Annotated in this window: 13 protein-coding genes; 2 read left to right on the top strand and 11 right to left on the bottom strand. The window is 65.0% G+C overall.

Annotated features, from left to right (window positions below):
- Positions 1–939: 939 nt before the first annotated feature.
- Positions 940–1,242, bottom strand: a complete 303-nt coding sequence (locus U0034_RS29005) for a DUF3331 domain-containing protein (protein WP_085230736.1) — start codon at positions 1,240–1,242, stop codon at positions 940–942.
- 501 nt (positions 1,243–1,743) lie between these two features.
- Between U0034_RS29005 and U0034_RS29010 the strand changes: the two genes are divergently transcribed.
- Complete coding sequence (locus U0034_RS29010) at positions 1,744–2,946, top strand: ammonium transporter (RefSeq protein ID WP_085230735.1); 1,203 nt, start codon at positions 1,744–1,746, stop codon at positions 2,944–2,946.
- 328 nt (positions 2,947–3,274) lie between these two features.
- Here U0034_RS29010 and U0034_RS29015 read toward each other — a convergent pair whose 3' ends face one another.
- The 6 genes from U0034_RS29015 to U0034_RS29040 form a co-directional block, all read right to left on the bottom strand.
- The gene (locus tag U0034_RS29015; protein ID WP_085230734.1) at positions 3,275–4,420 is read right to left on the bottom strand and encodes a GGDEF domain-containing protein; all 1,146 of its coding nucleotides are present in this window, start codon (positions 4,418–4,420) and stop codon (positions 3,275–3,277) included.
- A gap of 158 nt (positions 4,421–4,578) precedes the next feature.
- Positions 4,579–4,812 carry a DUF3079 domain-containing protein gene (locus U0034_RS29020; RefSeq protein ID WP_085230733.1) on the bottom strand — a complete coding sequence of 78 codons (234 nt, stop codon included), beginning with the start codon at positions 4,810–4,812 and terminating at the stop codon, positions 4,579–4,581.
- 166 nt (positions 4,813–4,978) lie between these two features.
- On the bottom strand, positions 4,979–6,331 hold the full coding sequence (locus U0034_RS29025; RefSeq protein WP_085230732.1) for a sigma-54-dependent transcriptional regulator: 1,353 nt from the start codon (positions 6,329–6,331) through the stop codon (positions 4,979–4,981).
- Entirely contained in the window at positions 6,328–8,253 is a 1,926-nt protein-coding gene (locus tag U0034_RS29030) for an ATP-binding protein (protein WP_085230731.1), read from the bottom strand. The genes U0034_RS29025 and U0034_RS29030 overlap by 4 nt, the downstream gene beginning before the upstream one ends.
- A 33-nt stretch (positions 8,254–8,286) precedes the next feature.
- Entirely contained in the window at positions 8,287–9,630 is a 1,344-nt protein-coding gene (locus U0034_RS29035; protein WP_085230730.1) for an MFS transporter, read from the bottom strand.
- A gap of 233 nt (positions 9,631–9,863) precedes the next feature.
- Positions 9,864–10,916 (bottom strand): NADP(H)-dependent aldo-keto reductase, encoded by a 1,053-nt coding sequence (locus U0034_RS29040; protein WP_085230729.1) that lies wholly within the window; start codon positions 10,914–10,916, stop codon positions 9,864–9,866.
- A 179-nt stretch (positions 10,917–11,095) separates the two neighbouring features.
- Here U0034_RS29040 and U0034_RS29045 point away from each other — a divergent pair, with 179 nt between their 5' ends.
- On the top strand, positions 11,096–11,995 hold the full coding sequence (locus tag U0034_RS29045) for a DMT family transporter (RefSeq protein ID WP_085230745.1): 900 nt from the start codon (positions 11,096–11,098) through the stop codon (positions 11,993–11,995).
- 30 nt (positions 11,996–12,025) lie between these two features.
- On the opposite strand, the gene U0034_RS29050 is transcribed toward U0034_RS29045, so the two are convergent.
- Genes U0034_RS29050 through gsiC form a run of 4 tightly spaced genes read right to left on the bottom strand, consistent with a single transcriptional unit; the run spans position 12,026 to position 15,906 of the window.
- Entirely contained in the window at positions 12,026–12,859 is an 834-nt protein-coding gene (locus tag U0034_RS29050) for a M55 family metallopeptidase (RefSeq protein WP_085230728.1), read from the bottom strand.
- Positions 12,856–14,037 (bottom strand): DmpA family aminopeptidase, encoded by a 1,182-nt coding sequence (locus tag U0034_RS29055; protein WP_170151723.1) that lies wholly within the window; start codon positions 14,035–14,037, stop codon positions 12,856–12,858. Before U0034_RS29055 ends, U0034_RS29050 begins: the two co-directional genes overlap by 4 nt.
- Complete coding sequence (gene gsiD, locus U0034_RS29060) at positions 14,034–14,969, bottom strand: glutathione ABC transporter permease GsiD (protein ID WP_085230744.1); 936 nt, start codon at positions 14,967–14,969, stop codon at positions 14,034–14,036. The genes U0034_RS29055 and gsiD overlap by 4 nt, the downstream gene beginning before the upstream one ends.
- Positions 14,970–14,985: 16 nt before the next feature.
- A complete protein-coding gene (gsiC, locus tag U0034_RS29065; protein ID WP_085230726.1) occupies positions 14,986–15,906 on the bottom strand; it encodes a glutathione ABC transporter permease GsiC in 921 nt (306 codons plus the stop codon).
- Between the last annotated feature and the right edge of the window lie 42 nt (positions 15,907–15,948).

The raw sequence follows: 15,948 nt of genomic DNA on the forward strand, positions 1-15,948 counted from the left end.
CGGTAAATACGCATGATTTACGGTATCGTTGCCGATGGAAAATGACGTTTTTATAAAAACCTATTAGACAGACGCGTTCGTTGCGGAAAAAAATGGAATTGAGCGCGGTGGAAATATGGAGGACGGAAATTATTACGCCGCGTCCGGTCGCGAACATCGGCGTATTGATGCATCAGCGTATTGTCGAATTTGCCGCCCTATTCCGTGGACGACCGTGTCGGGGAAACGTCCATCGCAAGGCCGCAGAACCAGCCCTTCGACTGATCGTCGCTCGACGTATCCCACTCCGCTTTTCTGCCCAACACGCGATCGCAGGGCTCCGGCAATGGCGGGAGCGGATCGGCCGCCGTGCAGATCGGCGCTCGGGCATCGGCAGTGACGCGCCCGTGCGGCACCGGCGGCATCCGATCATCGGTGCTTCGATCGTCTGCTCGGTCTGGGGCGCGCCGTGGGTCGTCGTTTTTCCGTGCCAATTCGCTCGCTTGTCGCCGTAATTCGGCGATTCTCGATCGGTACCAGCCGAGCAGGCAGTCATGATCGGTGCAATTCTGCTCGCGCCACACCCATTTACTGTCGCTGTCCGCAACCAACGCACGCCGGTCGCTCGTTTGCCGGCGCAGCCGCTTGAAGAGATCACCGAGCTCATCGTCGAGTGTCGAGAGGTCCGCGTGAGTGCAGATCGTTTTTTCGGCGACGGAATGGCCTCGGCGGCAGTCGAAACTGGCGGCGTGAGCGGGGAGTTGGGCAAGCAAAACGATGGCGAAGCAGGCGTACTTGACGAGTTTCATGCTGGAGGGTGCAGCGTTCAGGACCGATACCGCATGATCGGCCTGCGGCCATCCTCCTGGTGGCTCGATCAAAAGAGCGTTTTCTCGATTGCTTACGAGATATTGCCGGCCGGCACACCGCTGCGCCGCCGCGGGCTGGCGGAGGCGCGGCTCAGGCTGCGCACGCCTCCGCCGTTTCGCCTTGCTGTAAAAAGGCTTCTACTGAAATCATGGCTGATGCGTTGGCGGGTGCGGGTCGTTCCGCTGGGCGGAATACGGCATCGCCGCGCCGGATCGCTCGACGCGAGACAACGCAGGTTCCCGACGAATTGGCCGAGCGGCGGCGCCAGCGCTGTTCGCCGTAATGGCAGCGCCCCGGCTCCACCCAGCGAATGATGAGCGTATGCTCGGATTGCTCGAGAATCTCGATCTGGACGCGGCTCAGGTCTAGGGCGGAAGATTTTTTAGTCCTCATTGCTGCTCCTTGAAACGAGCCCCCTAAATGTATTCGCCCGCGCGGGCCGCGAACATCGTTATATCGGTAGAAACACAATTCTCGAATCAGCAATAATGACGGCTCGTTACGGCGGATTTACGCTATTGTTCGCTATTCTCGACTAATGAGCGAAACCCTGTCGGACAAGCTGCCAAAGGCTCACTGTCTCGCCTTTCAATTGCAATACAGCGCGGCAGGAAAGGAGCACCTGCCAAACGATGGGGCCGCAGCCATCCCCGTGCTATCCACGGTGGGCGTCGCACCATCGAAGGGAGTGCGTGATTGGTGCGGCAGGCGCGATGATAGTGCATCTATGGCACTTTAGCGGTGCAAGTGCGCAAGGCAGAAGCCCCCTGCATTCCGGCACGTCAGCCCGTGCATCCGTGCGATCAGCTGGAATGCACTGTCTTCGCGCATTTATCCCCAATATGGTACGTATCTTGCGTCCGTTGCCCAATTTTTGCGCGTGGCGCGGCGTTTATGAACGAATTGAAGTCCAGTGCGGATACGCTTTTTCTTCTTCTTGGCGCAGTGATGGTGCTTGCGATGCACGCCGGCTTCGCCTTTCTCGAGCTCGGCACCGTTCGCCAGAAAAACCAGGTCAATGCGCTCGTCAAGATCATCGTCGACTTTGCTGTCTCGACTATTGCCTATTTCTTCATCGGCTATTCCGTTGCCTATGGCGTACAGTTTTTTGGCGATGCCGCGACGCTCTCAGCCCACAACGGTTATGCGCTCGTTCGCTTTTTCTTTTTGCTGACCTTTGCCGCTGCTATTCCCGCGATCGTTTCGGGCGGCATCGCGGAACGCGCGCGCTTCAACTCGCAGTTGTGCGCCACGTTCGCGCTCGTCGGCTTTGTTTATCCGTTTTTCGAGGGCATCGCGTGGAACGACCGGTTCGGCCTGCAATCGTGGCTGACCACGGTGCTCGGCGCCCCTTTTCATGATTTCGCGGGCTCGGTCGTCGTCCATGCTTTCGGCGGCTGGGTGGCCTTACCCGCCGTGTTGTTGCTGGGCGCGCGGCGAGGCCGCTATCAGCGCGACGGCCGGGTCGCTGCGCACCCGCCTTCGAACATTCCGTTTCTGGCGCTTGGTGCCTGGGTGCTGGCGGTAGGCTGGTTCGGCTTCAACGTCATGAGCGCGCAAAGTCTCGACAAGATCAGCGGCCTCGTGGCCGTGAACTCGCTGATGGCAATGGTGGGCGGTACGCTGTCCGCCTGGGCAGCGGGCCGCAACGATCCCGGGTTCACCTATAACGGACCGCTCGCGGGGCTCGTTGCCGTGTGTGCGGGCTCGGACGTCATGCATCCGCTGGGCGCACTCATCACGGGTGCGATCGCGGGGGGGCTCTTCGTCTACATGTTCACCTGTGTCCAAAACCGCTGGCGCATCGACGATGTACTCGGCGTATGGCCGTTGCACGGGCTTTGCGGTGCGTGGGGCGGCATTGCGGCCGGCATTTTCGGCCAGCGCGCGCTTGGCGGCATCGGAGGCATCTCGCTCGTTGCCCAGATCGTGGGTACGTTGGCGGCGATCGTCGTCGCCGTGGCCGGTGGGGCGCTCGTCTACGGTCTTTTGCGCGCGACTGTCGGCATTCGCCTCGATGAAGAACAGGAATTCGACGGTGCCGATTTGTCGATCCACAAGATCAGCGCCACCCCCGAGCGCGAGACGGTGCGCTGAGACGATCGATGACGTGCCACGCGCCGGCCCGCGCACAGTGGGGCGAATCCTGCATCAGTGCGCGGAGTCGACGCAGCATCAACCACTTACGGTGCGTGTCCGCAGCTTGTCCACAGGCTTGCCAACAAAAACTGGGGATAAGTCTGCCGGCGCGCGGCGGCAGTCGAAAGCCCGCAGCGGCTGCCCCGCGCGCGTCAGCACCGCGTACTCGTTGTGCCATCAACCACTTACGGCGTGTGTCCGCAGCTTGTCCACAGGCTTGCCAACAAAATCTGGGGATAAATCCGGTGAGCCGCCAGCGCGGGTGCGACATGAGCGGTAGCGGCGTTCAAGCCGCAAGCGACCAGCGTGTCTTGCCTCCCGCTTTCGCAAGATAGAGCGCGGCGTCGGCTTTTTGCAGCGCCGTATCGAGCCCATCGGCGCCGTTTTCGACGAGTGCGATGCCAATGCTCGCGCTGACTTTGACGGTAGTCGCGGGGCCCAGCGCATAAGGCTTGGAGACTTTCTCGATCAGCGTATCCGCCAGGCGGCTCACGTGTATGTCGTGCGAGATCCGCGCAAGCATCACGAATTCGTCTCCACCGATACGCGCGACGAGGTCGCCGGCGCACAGCGTTGCGCGAAGGCGCTCCGCGACGGCAACGAGCAAGGCATCGCCGACGGCGTGGCCATATTGGTCATTGACGGGCTTGAAGCCGTCGAGATCGAGGTACAGCAAAGCGGTGCCGCAGCCCTCGGCCGCTGCCTGGACGTCCGTTAGCGATGCGAAGGCGTGCAGCAGGCCGGCGCGATTGGGCAAGCCCGTCAACGGATCGTGCCGCGCACGTCGATCGTTTTCGCGCTCGGCCTTCATCGTCGAGACGAGCAGTTTGTTGAGACGGAACGCGGCAATGCTCATCGCCGCCACGTAAAACGGGATTTGCAGCAGCGTCAGCAGCATGATCGGCTGACCGGAGAGCGCCGCAGCGGGGCAGCAGAGCCCGAGCGACAGCAGGATCATGACTGCGACGAGGCGTGGGGCGCCGAAGTTGCGAAAGCAGATGCCGCCGACCATCGCCGCGGCGGACAGGCACGAAAGCGAAGCCGCCACCCAGTCGCCGCTCAGCAGGCAGACGAACGCGCCATAGCCTACGCTTGCGCCCCAAAACACGCCCAGCGTGATGTACCAGTCCGTTTGTGTGCGCCGGCCCGCGCGGGCGGCGCGACAGGCATCGACGAGCAACGCCAGCCGCGCCGAGCAGAGCACCACTTCGAGGATGACCCATCCGACGAAGAGCGGAGTCGGGTGGCGCAGCGCAATGACGAGCGACACCGCGATGGTATTGAGCACGCCGCCCGCGAAAATCGGCAGCGTGCCGAACAGGCTCGCAACGAGTGCAGCGCGGATGTCGTCAGGTACGTCCTCGCCCGCGTGGAGCAGCCATTGAGTCGTTTTCCAGCGCGGGAGGCTGAACGCGATCGTGCGTTCTGTCATCGGTGATTGCCCTTCGGTTGCCTACGCCGACGGGACAGGGGCGTCAATGCCGGCGTTGCCGCTTACATGGCGGCCCGCGGCGATCCCACGGGCCTACAACCGTATATCGGCCCCCAATCTGGAGATCTTGAGGGCAGGGCGGTGGAACAGGCGGTGCGTCAGGCCGGCTCGGGCGGCGCGGGCTCGGACAAGGCAGGCGGCTGCTTGTCGTCGTCTTCGACTTCGATGCCCCAGTCGCCGTAGGTGTACCAGTCGTCGCCGAGCGTTTCGGCGGGATGCTGCGTGCGGCTCGAGCCGTTGCCGCAACGCATGTCGTTCATCGGACAGTAGTGATCGCAGCCCCAGCAGATGCGTTCGGGGTGCTTGGGGTGCAGCGGAAATTTCTTCGCCATTTCTTCGACTCGGCTGATGCATGGCTCGCTGACCGAGCATGCTGGCTCGATTATCGAAGTGGCACGCAGTCCGCGCCTTGATATTTGCTAAGCCAGGGTGCGGGCGCGCCGATCCACCAGGGACGTACCGACGCACCCGGCCCGGGGACCACGGCCCGAACGGACCCTAGGCCGGCCGGGAGCGGAACGGGCCCATGTCGATGCCGTGGCGTGCGATCTTGTCGTAGAGCGTTTTGCGTGGCAAGCCGAGCAGTTCGGCCGCCCGCTGCACCTGACCTTGCGCAGCGCCAAGCGCTTCCTCGATGAATGCGCGCTCGGCGCGCGCCATTTGCGCCTCGAGCGAGTGAGCATCGTCGGCTTCGGGTTGAGGCAGCCCGTCGTCGAGGCCGAGGCAGAACCGCTCCGCCACGTTCTTGAGCTCGCGAACGTTACCGGGCCAGTCATGCATCCGCCAGCGCGCCATGTCAGCCGGCGTACACTCGGGCTCCGGGCGCCCGTAGCGGGCGGCTGCGTCGCGCACGAAATGCATGAAGAGTTCGGGGATGTCGTCGCGCCGCTCGCGCAGCGGCGGAAGATCGATCGTGGCGACGTTCAGGCGGTAATAGAGATCTGCGCGAAAGTCGCCGCGCTCGACGAGCGTCTTCAGGTCTTCCTTGATGGCGGCGATCACGCGCACGTCCACGGCAAACGGCGTATTGCTGCCGAGGCGCTCGACCGTGCGTTCCTGCAATACGCGCAACAGCTTGGCCTGCAAGGCGAGAGACAGATTTTCGAGTTCGTCGAGAAACAGCGTGCCGCGATCGGCATGCTCGAACTTGCCGATCCGCTTTTGCTGCGCGCCGGTGAACGCACCGGGTTCATGGCCGAATATCTCGCTTTCGAAGAGAGACTCCGGGAGCGCGGCGCAATTGACGGCCACGAACGGCCCTTCTCGACGGCTCGCGTCATGCAAAGCACGGGCGAGCACCTCTTTGCCGCTGCCGGTTTCTCCGCGGATCAGCACGTCTGCCGGCGTGGGACCGATCGCTGCCACGAGCGCACGGACGCGCTCGATCGCGGGTGAGCGTCCGAGCATCGCGCGTGCGCCGTGCAACTGCGCCCGCAGGCTGCGGTTGTCGACCACGAGGCGCCGATGGGCGAGCGCACGGCGCACCGACTCCACGAGCCGATCGGAATGGAACGGCTTTTCGATGAAGTCGTAGGCACCGGCGCGCATCGCGGTTACGGCCATTGCAATGTCGCCGTGACCGGTTACCAGCACGACCGGAATGTCGGCGTCCCGCGCGCGGGCGCGTACGCTTTCGAGCAACGCGAGGCCGTCGATGCCCGGCAGCCGGATATCGCTCACGATTGCTGCCGGCGTTTGCCCCGACAACGCGGCGAACGCCGATTCAGCGTCCTCGAACTCTCGCACGTCGATGCCGGCGAGCGAGAGCGCCTGCGAGCAGCCGAGGCGTACGGCAGCGTCGTCCTCGACGAGGTATACGCAATGTCCGGCAACCAAATCGATCGAATTCATGGAGCTAGCTCTGTTGTCTGCGCTGCACGCTGCAGCTCGACGGTAAACACGGCGCCGCCGTGCGGTTGGCCGGTTGCGCGGTTTCCGGCGCTCAGGCTGCCGCCGAACTCGTCGACGATGGCCTGCGAGATCGCGAGCCCGAGGCCGAGCCCTTTGCCCGTGGTCTTGGTCGTATAGAACGGCTCGAAAAGCCGAGGCATCGTATCGGGCGTGATGCCGGGGCCGCTGTCCTCGACGCTCACGCACACCGTGCGCGACGTGACGGCCGTTCTGACGCGCACCTCGCGCGCACCCGCCGAGAGCGCCGCCGCGTCGATTGCATTGGCGAGCAGATTCACGAACACCTGCTCGGCGCGAATTGCGCTTGCCAACACGATCGCGTCGGGCGGAATCGGCTCGACGCGAATCGTCACGTCCATCGCCTTGCGGTGCGCCTCGACGAGTGTCAGTGCTTCGCGCAGGGTGTCCTCGATCGCGACGGGCTCGCGCACGAGCGCGTCGTTGCGCGCGAATGCCTTGACGTGCCCGACGATCTTGCCCATTCGCTCGGCCAGTTCGGTGATGAGCTGCAGATTGCGCGGCAGATCGCGCGCGCGGCCAAGCTCGATCAGCCGCACCGCATTGTTCGACAGCGTCATCAACGCCGTCAACGGCTGGTTCAGCTCGTGCGTGATGCCGGCCGCCATTTGTCCAAGCGCGGCGAGCTTGCCCGCCTGGATGGCGGCGTCGCGCGTGTCGCGCAGAATGCGGCGGGCGTCGTCGAGCGCGTCGACTTTTTTCGCAAGGTCCGCATTGGCGAGCGTGAGCTCGGCCGTCCGCTGCGCGATACGGGCTTCGAGGTCGCGGTGCGCCTGCTGCAGTGCCATGCGCGAGCGGATGCGCTCGCGCTCGCGCGTGTGCCGCAACCAGGCGGCTGCGGCCAGCGAGAACAGCAATGCGCTGGCCGCGGCGCCGCCGATGGCGGCGAGCGCAGCCGTTTCGCGGTCTTCGGCGGGGTCGGTCAGAATTGCGATCTCCCAGCCGAGTGGCCCGGTTGGCCGGTATTGCGCGTCGTAGCGGCGCACGGGCTGTCCCGGCAGCGCCACGCGCAGCGTCGGCGGCGCGCCGGCCGGGTGTGCCGCCGGCGCGGGCGCTGCAAGGGCACGTGGCGCGGGCAGCGCGTCGAGCGGCGCATCGCCGTATTGACGCGTGGCGACCAGACGCTGGCGCACCGCCGGCGAAAGCGGCACGAGTGCGCGATAGCGCCAGGTGGGAACCGAGGAGAGGAAGACCACGTGGTCGCGATCGGTCAGCGCGACCACGTCGCCGCTTTTGGCGAGTGCGTCCTCATAGCCGTCGAGCAGCGCCTTGATTGCGACGACGCCGATCGGTCGGGCATTCGGCCGCTCGGGATCGCGTACGGGAACCGCAAGGAAGTAGCCGGCTTCGCCGGTGGTGTTGCCGACCCCATAAAAGCGGCCGAGACCATGCGCAATCGCCTCGGTGAAGTAGGGGCGATAAGCGTAGTTCTTGCCGACGAAGCTGCCGGGTTCCTGCCAGTTGCTCGCCGCGATCGTGTTGCCGTCGGCATCCATGACGTAGGCCGCCGCGAGCTGCGCGTTGAGCTGGACGGCCTTCAGATAGTCGTTCGCCGCTGCCCGCAGCGATGCGGAACCTGGCGCTTCCAGGACGTTCGCGATAGCGGGAGCGAGCGCCGCGATGCGCGGCATAGACTCGTACCGCGCGAGTTGGGCCTCGAGCGAGAGCGCGTAGAACGACGCGCGCTGCGCCACCTCGGCGGCCCGTAGATCGCGATAGTGGCGCAGCGCCTCGGCGTAGGCGAGCCAGGCGGTGACGGCGCAGCAGGCCAGCACGGCCGCGACCATGACGACGTGGCGCAGGCGCAGATAAAGGCGTAGCCGCGACGCGGCAAAGGGTTTCATCGCCGCGTGCTCTCGCTGCCGCGCGTGGACGGCTCAATCCTCGATGCGCGAATGACGCTTCGAGTCCCGCGTGCCGACGTAGACGAGCAATGAGCAGAAGATTGCCGCCGTGACGTACCAATAGAACACTTCCTCATGTCCTGCCTGCTTGAGCCACAATGCGATGTACTCGGCCGTGCCGCCGAAAACCGATACGGTAACAGCATAGGGAAGGCCGACCCCCAATGCACGCACTTCAGCCGGAAACAGTTCGGCCTTGACCACGGCATTGATGGACGTGTAGCCGGACACGATCACGAGTGCGGCGATGATGAGGAAGAACGCGGCCCATGCGTTGTGCGTGTGGCTGATCGCCGTCATGATCGGCACGGTGAAGAGCGTGCCCAATACGCCGAACGCGATGAGGATCGGACGGCGGCCGATGCGGTCGGAAACCGAGCCGATCACGGGCTGCAGCGCGGCGAAGATCGCGAGCGATGCGCCCGAGACGAGCGTGGCGTCGAGCTTGCTCATGCCGACCGTATTGGCCAGGAACTTCTGCATGTAGATCGAGTACGTGTAGAAGGCCACCGTACCGCCCATGGTCAGGCCGACGACGGTCAGCACCGCGCGCGGATGCTTGGCGAGTTCGGCGAGCGTGCCGCGTGCGCGATTCTTCGCGCGGGCCTTTTCGAATTCACCGGTTTCTTCCATCGTCGCGCGCAACCGCATGCCCGCGAGCGCACAAGCGGCGCCGATGAGGAACGGCACGCGCCAACCCCACGATTCGAGCTGCTGGGACGTGAGCAGGAACTGCTGCATGACGATGAGCAGCACGATCGCGACGAGCTGTCCCATGATCAGCGTCACGTATTGGAAGCTCGAGTAAAAGCCGCGGTGTTTGGCCGTGGCGACCTCGCTGAGGTACGTGGCCGACGTTCCGTACTCGCCGCCGATGCTGAGGCCTTGCAGCAGGCGCGCGGCAACGAGCAGGGCCGGCGCGGCTGCACCGATCGTCGCGTAGCTCGGGCAGAGCGCGATGATGAGCGAGCCGGCGCACATCATGACCACTGAAACGAGCAGCGCGGAGCGCCGGCCGTGGCGGTCGGCATAGATGCCCATGAGCCAGCCGCCGATCGGGCGCGCGAGAAAGCCCACCGCAAACACGGCCGCCGTATTGAGCAGTTGTGCCGTCGTATTGCCGGCGGGAAAGAACGACTTGGCGAAATACAGGGCAAAGGCCGAATACACGTACCAGTCGTACCATTCGATGAGATTGCCGATTGAGCCCGAGAAAATCGAGCGCAGGCGGCGGCGTACGTCGGCTGCCGCGCTCGACGGGGCAGCGAGCGCCGAGCCGCTGGCAGAGGTGACCGTGTCGGAAAAATGAGGCTTCATGGTGTCTCCAGTCGCATTGTGAGTGTTCGCCCTGGTGGGCGACGCGGCGGGTCAATGCAACCGGCGTGCCAATCCGGTCCCCGATCGGCACGCTTCCAAGTGATTGTTTTTATTAGGAGTCCTATTGGGCGGCGGGCGCCCGCCGCCGGCGGTTGTGCGGTTCGCCGCAATCGGCGGCGAACGGTGTGCGGATTTCCGCCGCGCGAGGAACGTTGGGCGGGCGCGAGGCCGGCTCAGGGCGCGGGGTTGGGTTGCGCTTCGTAGGCGGCTTCGATATCGGCGAGGGCCTCGGGCGGCAGCGTGACGGCGATGCTCGCGATGTTTTCCTTCAATTGTTCGAGCGACGTGGCGCCGATCAGGTTGCTCGTGACGAACGGGCGGGAATTGACGAAGGCCAGCGCGAACTGAGCGGGCGATAGCCCGTAACGCTTCGCCAGAGTCACGTACGCGCTCGTCGCCTCGAGTGCCTGGGGCTTGCTATAGCGCTGAAAGCGTTCGAAGAGGGTGATGCGGGCTCCAGCGGGGCGCGCGCCGCCTTCGTATTTGCCGGACAGCCAGCCGAACGCGAGCGGAGAATAGGCGAGCAGGCCGATTCCCTCGCGGTGGCTGAATTCCGACAGGCCGATTTCGAAGGTCCGGTTCAGCAGGCTGTACGGGTTCTGTATGCTGACGATGCGCGGCAGCCCCAGCCGTTCCGATGCGCGCAGGAACTGCGCGACGCCCCACGGCGTTTCGTTGGACACGCCGATATGGCGCACCTTGCCCGCCTTGACGAAATCGGCCAGTACCGAGAGCGTTTCCTCGATCGGCACCGTGTACTCGTCGTCCACCCGCGGATAGACCGGGCGCCCGAATGTCATCGTGCTGCGGTCGGGCCAGTGAAGCTGATAGAGATCGACATAATCGGTTTTCAGGCGTGCGAGGCTGCCGTCGAGCGCTTCGGTCAGGCTCTTGCGATCGAACTGGTTGTGCCCGCCGCGAACGTGCCGGGGGTTGTGCGGCTGGCGCCCGGGGCCCGTCGCTTTTGTCGCGAGCACGATTTTTTCGCGTGCCGCGCGATGCTTCTCGAGCCACGAGCCGATGAAGCGCTCGGTCGAGCCTTGCGTTTCGGGCCGCGGCGGGACCGGGTACATTTCGGCCGTATCGATGAGATTCACGCCCTGAGCGAGCGCGTAGTCGATCTGCGCGTGCGCTTCGCTCTCGGTGTTTTGCTCGCCCCAGGTCATCGTGCCGAGGCCGATGACGCTGACCGAGACGTCCGAATTGCCAAGTTTGCGGTATTCCATCAGGTCGATCGTCCGTTGCCAGTTGCAAAGACGCGAAGCTATCACGACGCCGGCATTCGTGCAGGCGAGCGCGGCATGCGCGAGTGGGGTTATGGGCGGGCGCGCCGTCCCGATCCCTTATGATTCGCACACCCGAGCCCTTCCCTCAACAGAAAAAAACGCAGGCACTTCCCTTTCCGATGCACCGACGTCTCACGCCGAGTACCGTTGTTCTGCTTTCCGTGCCGCCGTTTCTCTGGGCCGGCAATGCCGTCGTCGGGCGAATGATCGGCGGCCTCGTGCCGCCGCTCACGCTCAATTTCCTGCGATGGCTGCTCGCCTTCGTCATCTTGCTGCCGTGGGCCGCCCGCGTCCTCCATCCGCGCAGCGGGCTTTGGCAGCATTGGCGCCGCTTCGCGTTGCTAGGGCTCTTCGGCGTCGGCTGTTATAACGCGCTGCAGTATCTCGCGCTCAGGACGTCGTCGCCACTGAACGTGACGCTGATGGCGTCGAGCGTTCCGGTCTGGATGCTCGGCGTGGGCTGGCTATGCTTCGGGCAGCGCATCAGCGGCCGCCAATTCGTCGGCACGCTGCTTTCGATCGCAGGTGTGCTGCTCGTGCTTTGCCGTGGGCGGTGGTCGGTGCTCATGCAGTTCAGGCTCGTGCCCGGCGATCTTTACATGCTCGCCGCCGCATTCGCCTGGTCGCTCTACAGCTGGCTGCTTACGCGCACACGCGAGCCCGCGGCGTGGCGCGCCGACTGGTCGGCTTTCCTTCTGGCCCAGATCGCCCTGGGCCTCGTCTGGTCCGGACTTTTTTCGGCGGGGGAGTGGGCACTGACCGACCCGCACGTCGTCTGGGGCTGGCCGCTCGCGCTGGCGCTCGTTTACGTCGGCGTGGGCCCGGCGATTCTCGCTTACTGTTGCTGGGGATTCGGCGTGCAGCGTGTCGGCCCCGACATCGCGGGTTTCTTCGTGAATCTCACGCCGCTTTTCGCCGCGCTGCTGTCTGCCGCGTTTCTCGGCGAATGGCCGCAGCTTTATCACGGACTGGCGTTCGTGCTGATCGTGGGCGGGATCGTCGTCGCATCGCGGGGTTAGCGCGGCGTCGCGCGCGGCACCCGCGAATCGCTATCGCAGCATGAACGACATCGCCGATAAGCAATTCAGCGTACGCACGACGTGCTCGCTCGTCGGTGCTGGAAAGCGCAGCGTTTCCGCGCCCGCACGCTCGATCGTCGGCCATTGCGCGAAAAGGTCGGCCAGTGCCGGACTTTGCACCTGCAGTTCACATGCGATCGGTACGCCGGCCGCGCGAACGGGTATCGCGCGTGACGCCGCCCGCCTGCCTTGCGCCACGGCTTCGCGCGCCGCCGCCGAGATGGCTGCCCGAACGTTTGCGAGCGAATCGGTCGTTCCGCTGCTGTGCCCGGACGCGCTCTTGGTCGTGACGAACGCTGCCTCTGGGAAGGCGGCGCGTGCCTGTTCGACGAAGACGTCGTCGCCCGAGAGCAGCGCGACGCGGGCTCCGCGCTCGGCCGCGAGCGCGCCGTAGAGCTCGGCTTCACCCACCTCCGCACCGTCCACTTTCACGCGCGCGAACGCAAAGCTGTTGATCGTATGGGCAAGGATGCCCTCGGTTTTCGACCTTGCGTGGTAGCCGATCATGAAGACGAGCGCGGGCGTATTTTCGAGCCCTGCCATCATGCCGAGCGTACGCGGCTTGCCAAGCACGACGCGGGCACGCTCGTCGAGCAGATCGACGAGCAGATTGCGAAACGAGCCATGCGAATCGTTGACCCATACCTGCGTGGCGCCGCCGGCGAAGGCGCCTGCGATGGCGGCATTGGCTTCTTCCGTCATCCAGCGGCGCGCGCGCTCGTATTCGGCATTGCCGGGGCGTGTTTGCTCGGCATGAAAAACGCCGGCTATGCCTTCGATATCGGTCGAGATCAGAACTTTCATGGCGTGTGTCGTACGAGGAATCGCTCGAGTTCGGGACCGAGGCCGAGGCTCTCGGCAGTGTCGAGCAGTGAGAGACGGCGGTGTCCGTCGCGGCCGGTGACGGACACCGCCGAGCAGAGCGCATCCGCGATCGCCTGCTCGACGCTGTCCGCGCAGGCTTCGAATAATACGTCGAGCCGTGCATCGGCCACGAGCGGCGGCAACGTAACGAAGGGTGCATCGTGCGGCACCGTGTAGGCGGTCGAAAACGCGAGTGCGATATCGCCGCTGCCGTGGCCGTACACCGACCCGGTGCGTGCAAGGCCGGCGGCACTGCGCATTGCCAGGCGCCGTAGCTGTCGTGCATCGAGCGGTGCATCCGTGGCGATCGTCATGATGATCGAGCCCTGCTCGGGTTGCTCGGGCTGCCAGCGCTGTTCGCGGCGCTCGGGCCGCACCCGCGCGGGGCCGGCCACGCTGTGGGGCCGCCGCGCTTGCGCCAGCCGCTCGTCGAGCAGACGGCCGAAGGGCTCCCCGGCCAGCGTCAGCATCGGCAGGCGGCCGAAGTTCGCGAGCACGAGCGCACCCACGGTATAGGCGGCATCCGCGGTGCGCGCGATGCGCGACGCGCTGCCGATGCCGCCTTTCAAGTCGAAGCACGACATGCCGCGGCCCGCGCCCACGGCGCCGCGCCCGACCCGTGGGCTGGCCGCGTCGAGTGCATGACCATAGTGGGCCGGTCGCACCGCGAATGCCTGGATGTCGTTGAGAAAGCCGTCGTTGCATTCGAGCACGAGCGCGTTGACGGTCGGCCATTCGCGGCCGATGCGCGGATTGCGTCGGATTGCTTCGCGGGCCTGCGCTTCCGCCACGGCGGCTACACCGAACGTGTTCGTCAGTGCAATGGGCGTGTCGAGCACACCCAGTTCCTCGAGCTGGACGAGCCCGAGGCTTTTGCCGAAGCCGTTGACGACGGCGGCAGCGGCGGGCACCTTGCGCCGATAGATGTCACCGCCATGCGGGCGAATCACAGTCACGCCCGTTTGTATCGCGCCGTCGTCGAGCGTGCAATGGCCGACCGAGACGCCTTTCACGTCGGCGATCGTGCCGCGCGCCCCAGCTTCCAGGCGGCCGATATGAGGCGGGGCGGGATACTTTGGCCTGCTGACGGTTTTCGCGGCGGCGTTGCGCATACTCATGGACGGTCGAGCTTCGGATCGAGCGCATCGCGCAGGCCGTCGCCGAGCAGGTTGAACGAAAGCACGGTAAGCAAAATCGCGAGGCACGGAAAGAGCGCGATATGCGGTGCGGCGACCATATCGGCGCGGGCCTCGTTGATCATGGCTCCCCATTCGGGCGTGGGCGGCTGCGCGCCGAGGCCCAGAAACGAGAGGCTGGCCGCCGTAATGATCGAGGTGCCGATGCGCATCGTGAAGTACACCACGATCGACGACAGCGAACCGGGCAGAATGTGCCGCACGATGATCGTCCAGTCGTTGGCTCCGATGCTGCGCGCCGCTTCCACATAGGTCAGATGCTTGAGCATCAGCGTATTGCCGCGCACCAGGCGCGCGAATGCGGGCACGCTGAAGATGGCGACCGCGCAGACCACGTTCACCATGCCGTTGCCGAGCACGGCCACGACGCCGATGGCGAGCAGCACGCCGGGGAACGCGAACAGCACGTCGGCCACGCGCATCGTCGCGCGATCGATCCACCCTTCGTAATAACCCGCAAGCAGGCCGAAGAACGTGCCGACGAACGCGCCGATCGCCACGGAAAAGAACCCGGCCGCGAGCGAGATCCGCGAGCCGGCGATCACGCGGCTGAAAATGTCGCGTCCGAGAGAATCCACGCCGAACCAGTGCGCGGCCGAAGGGCCTGCATTGAGTGCGTCGTAGTCGAAATAGTTCTCGGGATCGTAGGGAACGAGATGCGGCGCCACGATTGCGCACACGGCAAGCAGAACGACAAACACCGCGGCGGCAATGGCGACAGGCTGCTTGCCGAACTTGCGGCGAAACTCGCTCCACGGCGTGCGAATTGCCTCGTTGCGCCCGTGTTCGGCAGTTGCCGCAACTGCGGCAACTGCGGCGGATGTATTGCCGGCTGCGCCGTTCTCGGGTGTCATGTTCATCATGCGGCCCTCACTTGAAGCGGATCGTCGGATTGATGACGGCATAGAGCACGTCCACAACAAGGTTGATCACGATGAATTCGAAGGAAAAAAGCAGCACTTCGGCTTGAATGATCGGGTAGTCGCGCATCGAGACGGCATCCACGAGCAACCTGCCGAGCCCGGGCCAGTTGAAGACCGCTTCGACGACGATCGAACCGCCGAGCAGATAGCCGAACTGAAGCCCCATCATCGTGACTACCGGAATCAGCGCATTGCGCAGGCAGTGCCTGGCGATGACCCACGATTCGCGCACGCCCTTGGCGCGTGCTGTACGCACGTAGTCTTCGTTGAGCACGTCGATGAACGAGGCGCGCGTGAAGCGCGCCATGACGGCCGCCACGCCCGCGCCAAGCGTGAGCGAGGGCAGCACGTAGCTTTTCCAGGTGCCGTCGGAGACGATCGGCAGCCAGCCGAGCTTCACTGCGAACAACTCGATCAGCAGCATGCCGAGTGCGAACGGCGGGAACGAAATGCCCGAGACGGCGAGCGTCATGCCGATGCGGTCGGGCCAGCGGTTGCGCCAGATGGCCGAGGCGATACCGATGGCCATGCCGATCGTCGTCGACCACGCCATGCCGGCGATCGTGAGCCAAAGCGTCGGCCAGAAGCGCTCGCCGATCTCGGCCGTCACCGGGCGCTTGCTGCGCGTCGATGTGCCGAAGTCGCCCTGCACGATGTGCGCGAAGAACGTCGTGAATTGTACGGGCAGCGGCTTGTCGAGCCCGAGATCGGCGCGCACGAGTGCGACCGTAACGTCGTCGGCATCCGCGCCGGCTGCGAGCCGGGCCGGGTCGCCCGGCAGCAGGTGCACGAACAGGAACACGAGCACCGCGACGATCAGGAGCGTCGGCAGCAAACCGCAGAGTCGTTTGACGAGAAAGTTGAACATGTCGAGCGATGATCGATGCCAATCGGGTACGGCGGCGCGTGA

It is taken from the genome of Trinickia caryophylli, from assembly GCF_034424545.1.
In the GTDB taxonomy this organism is placed as follows: Bacteria; Pseudomonadota; Gammaproteobacteria; order Burkholderiales; family Burkholderiaceae; genus Trinickia; species Trinickia caryophylli.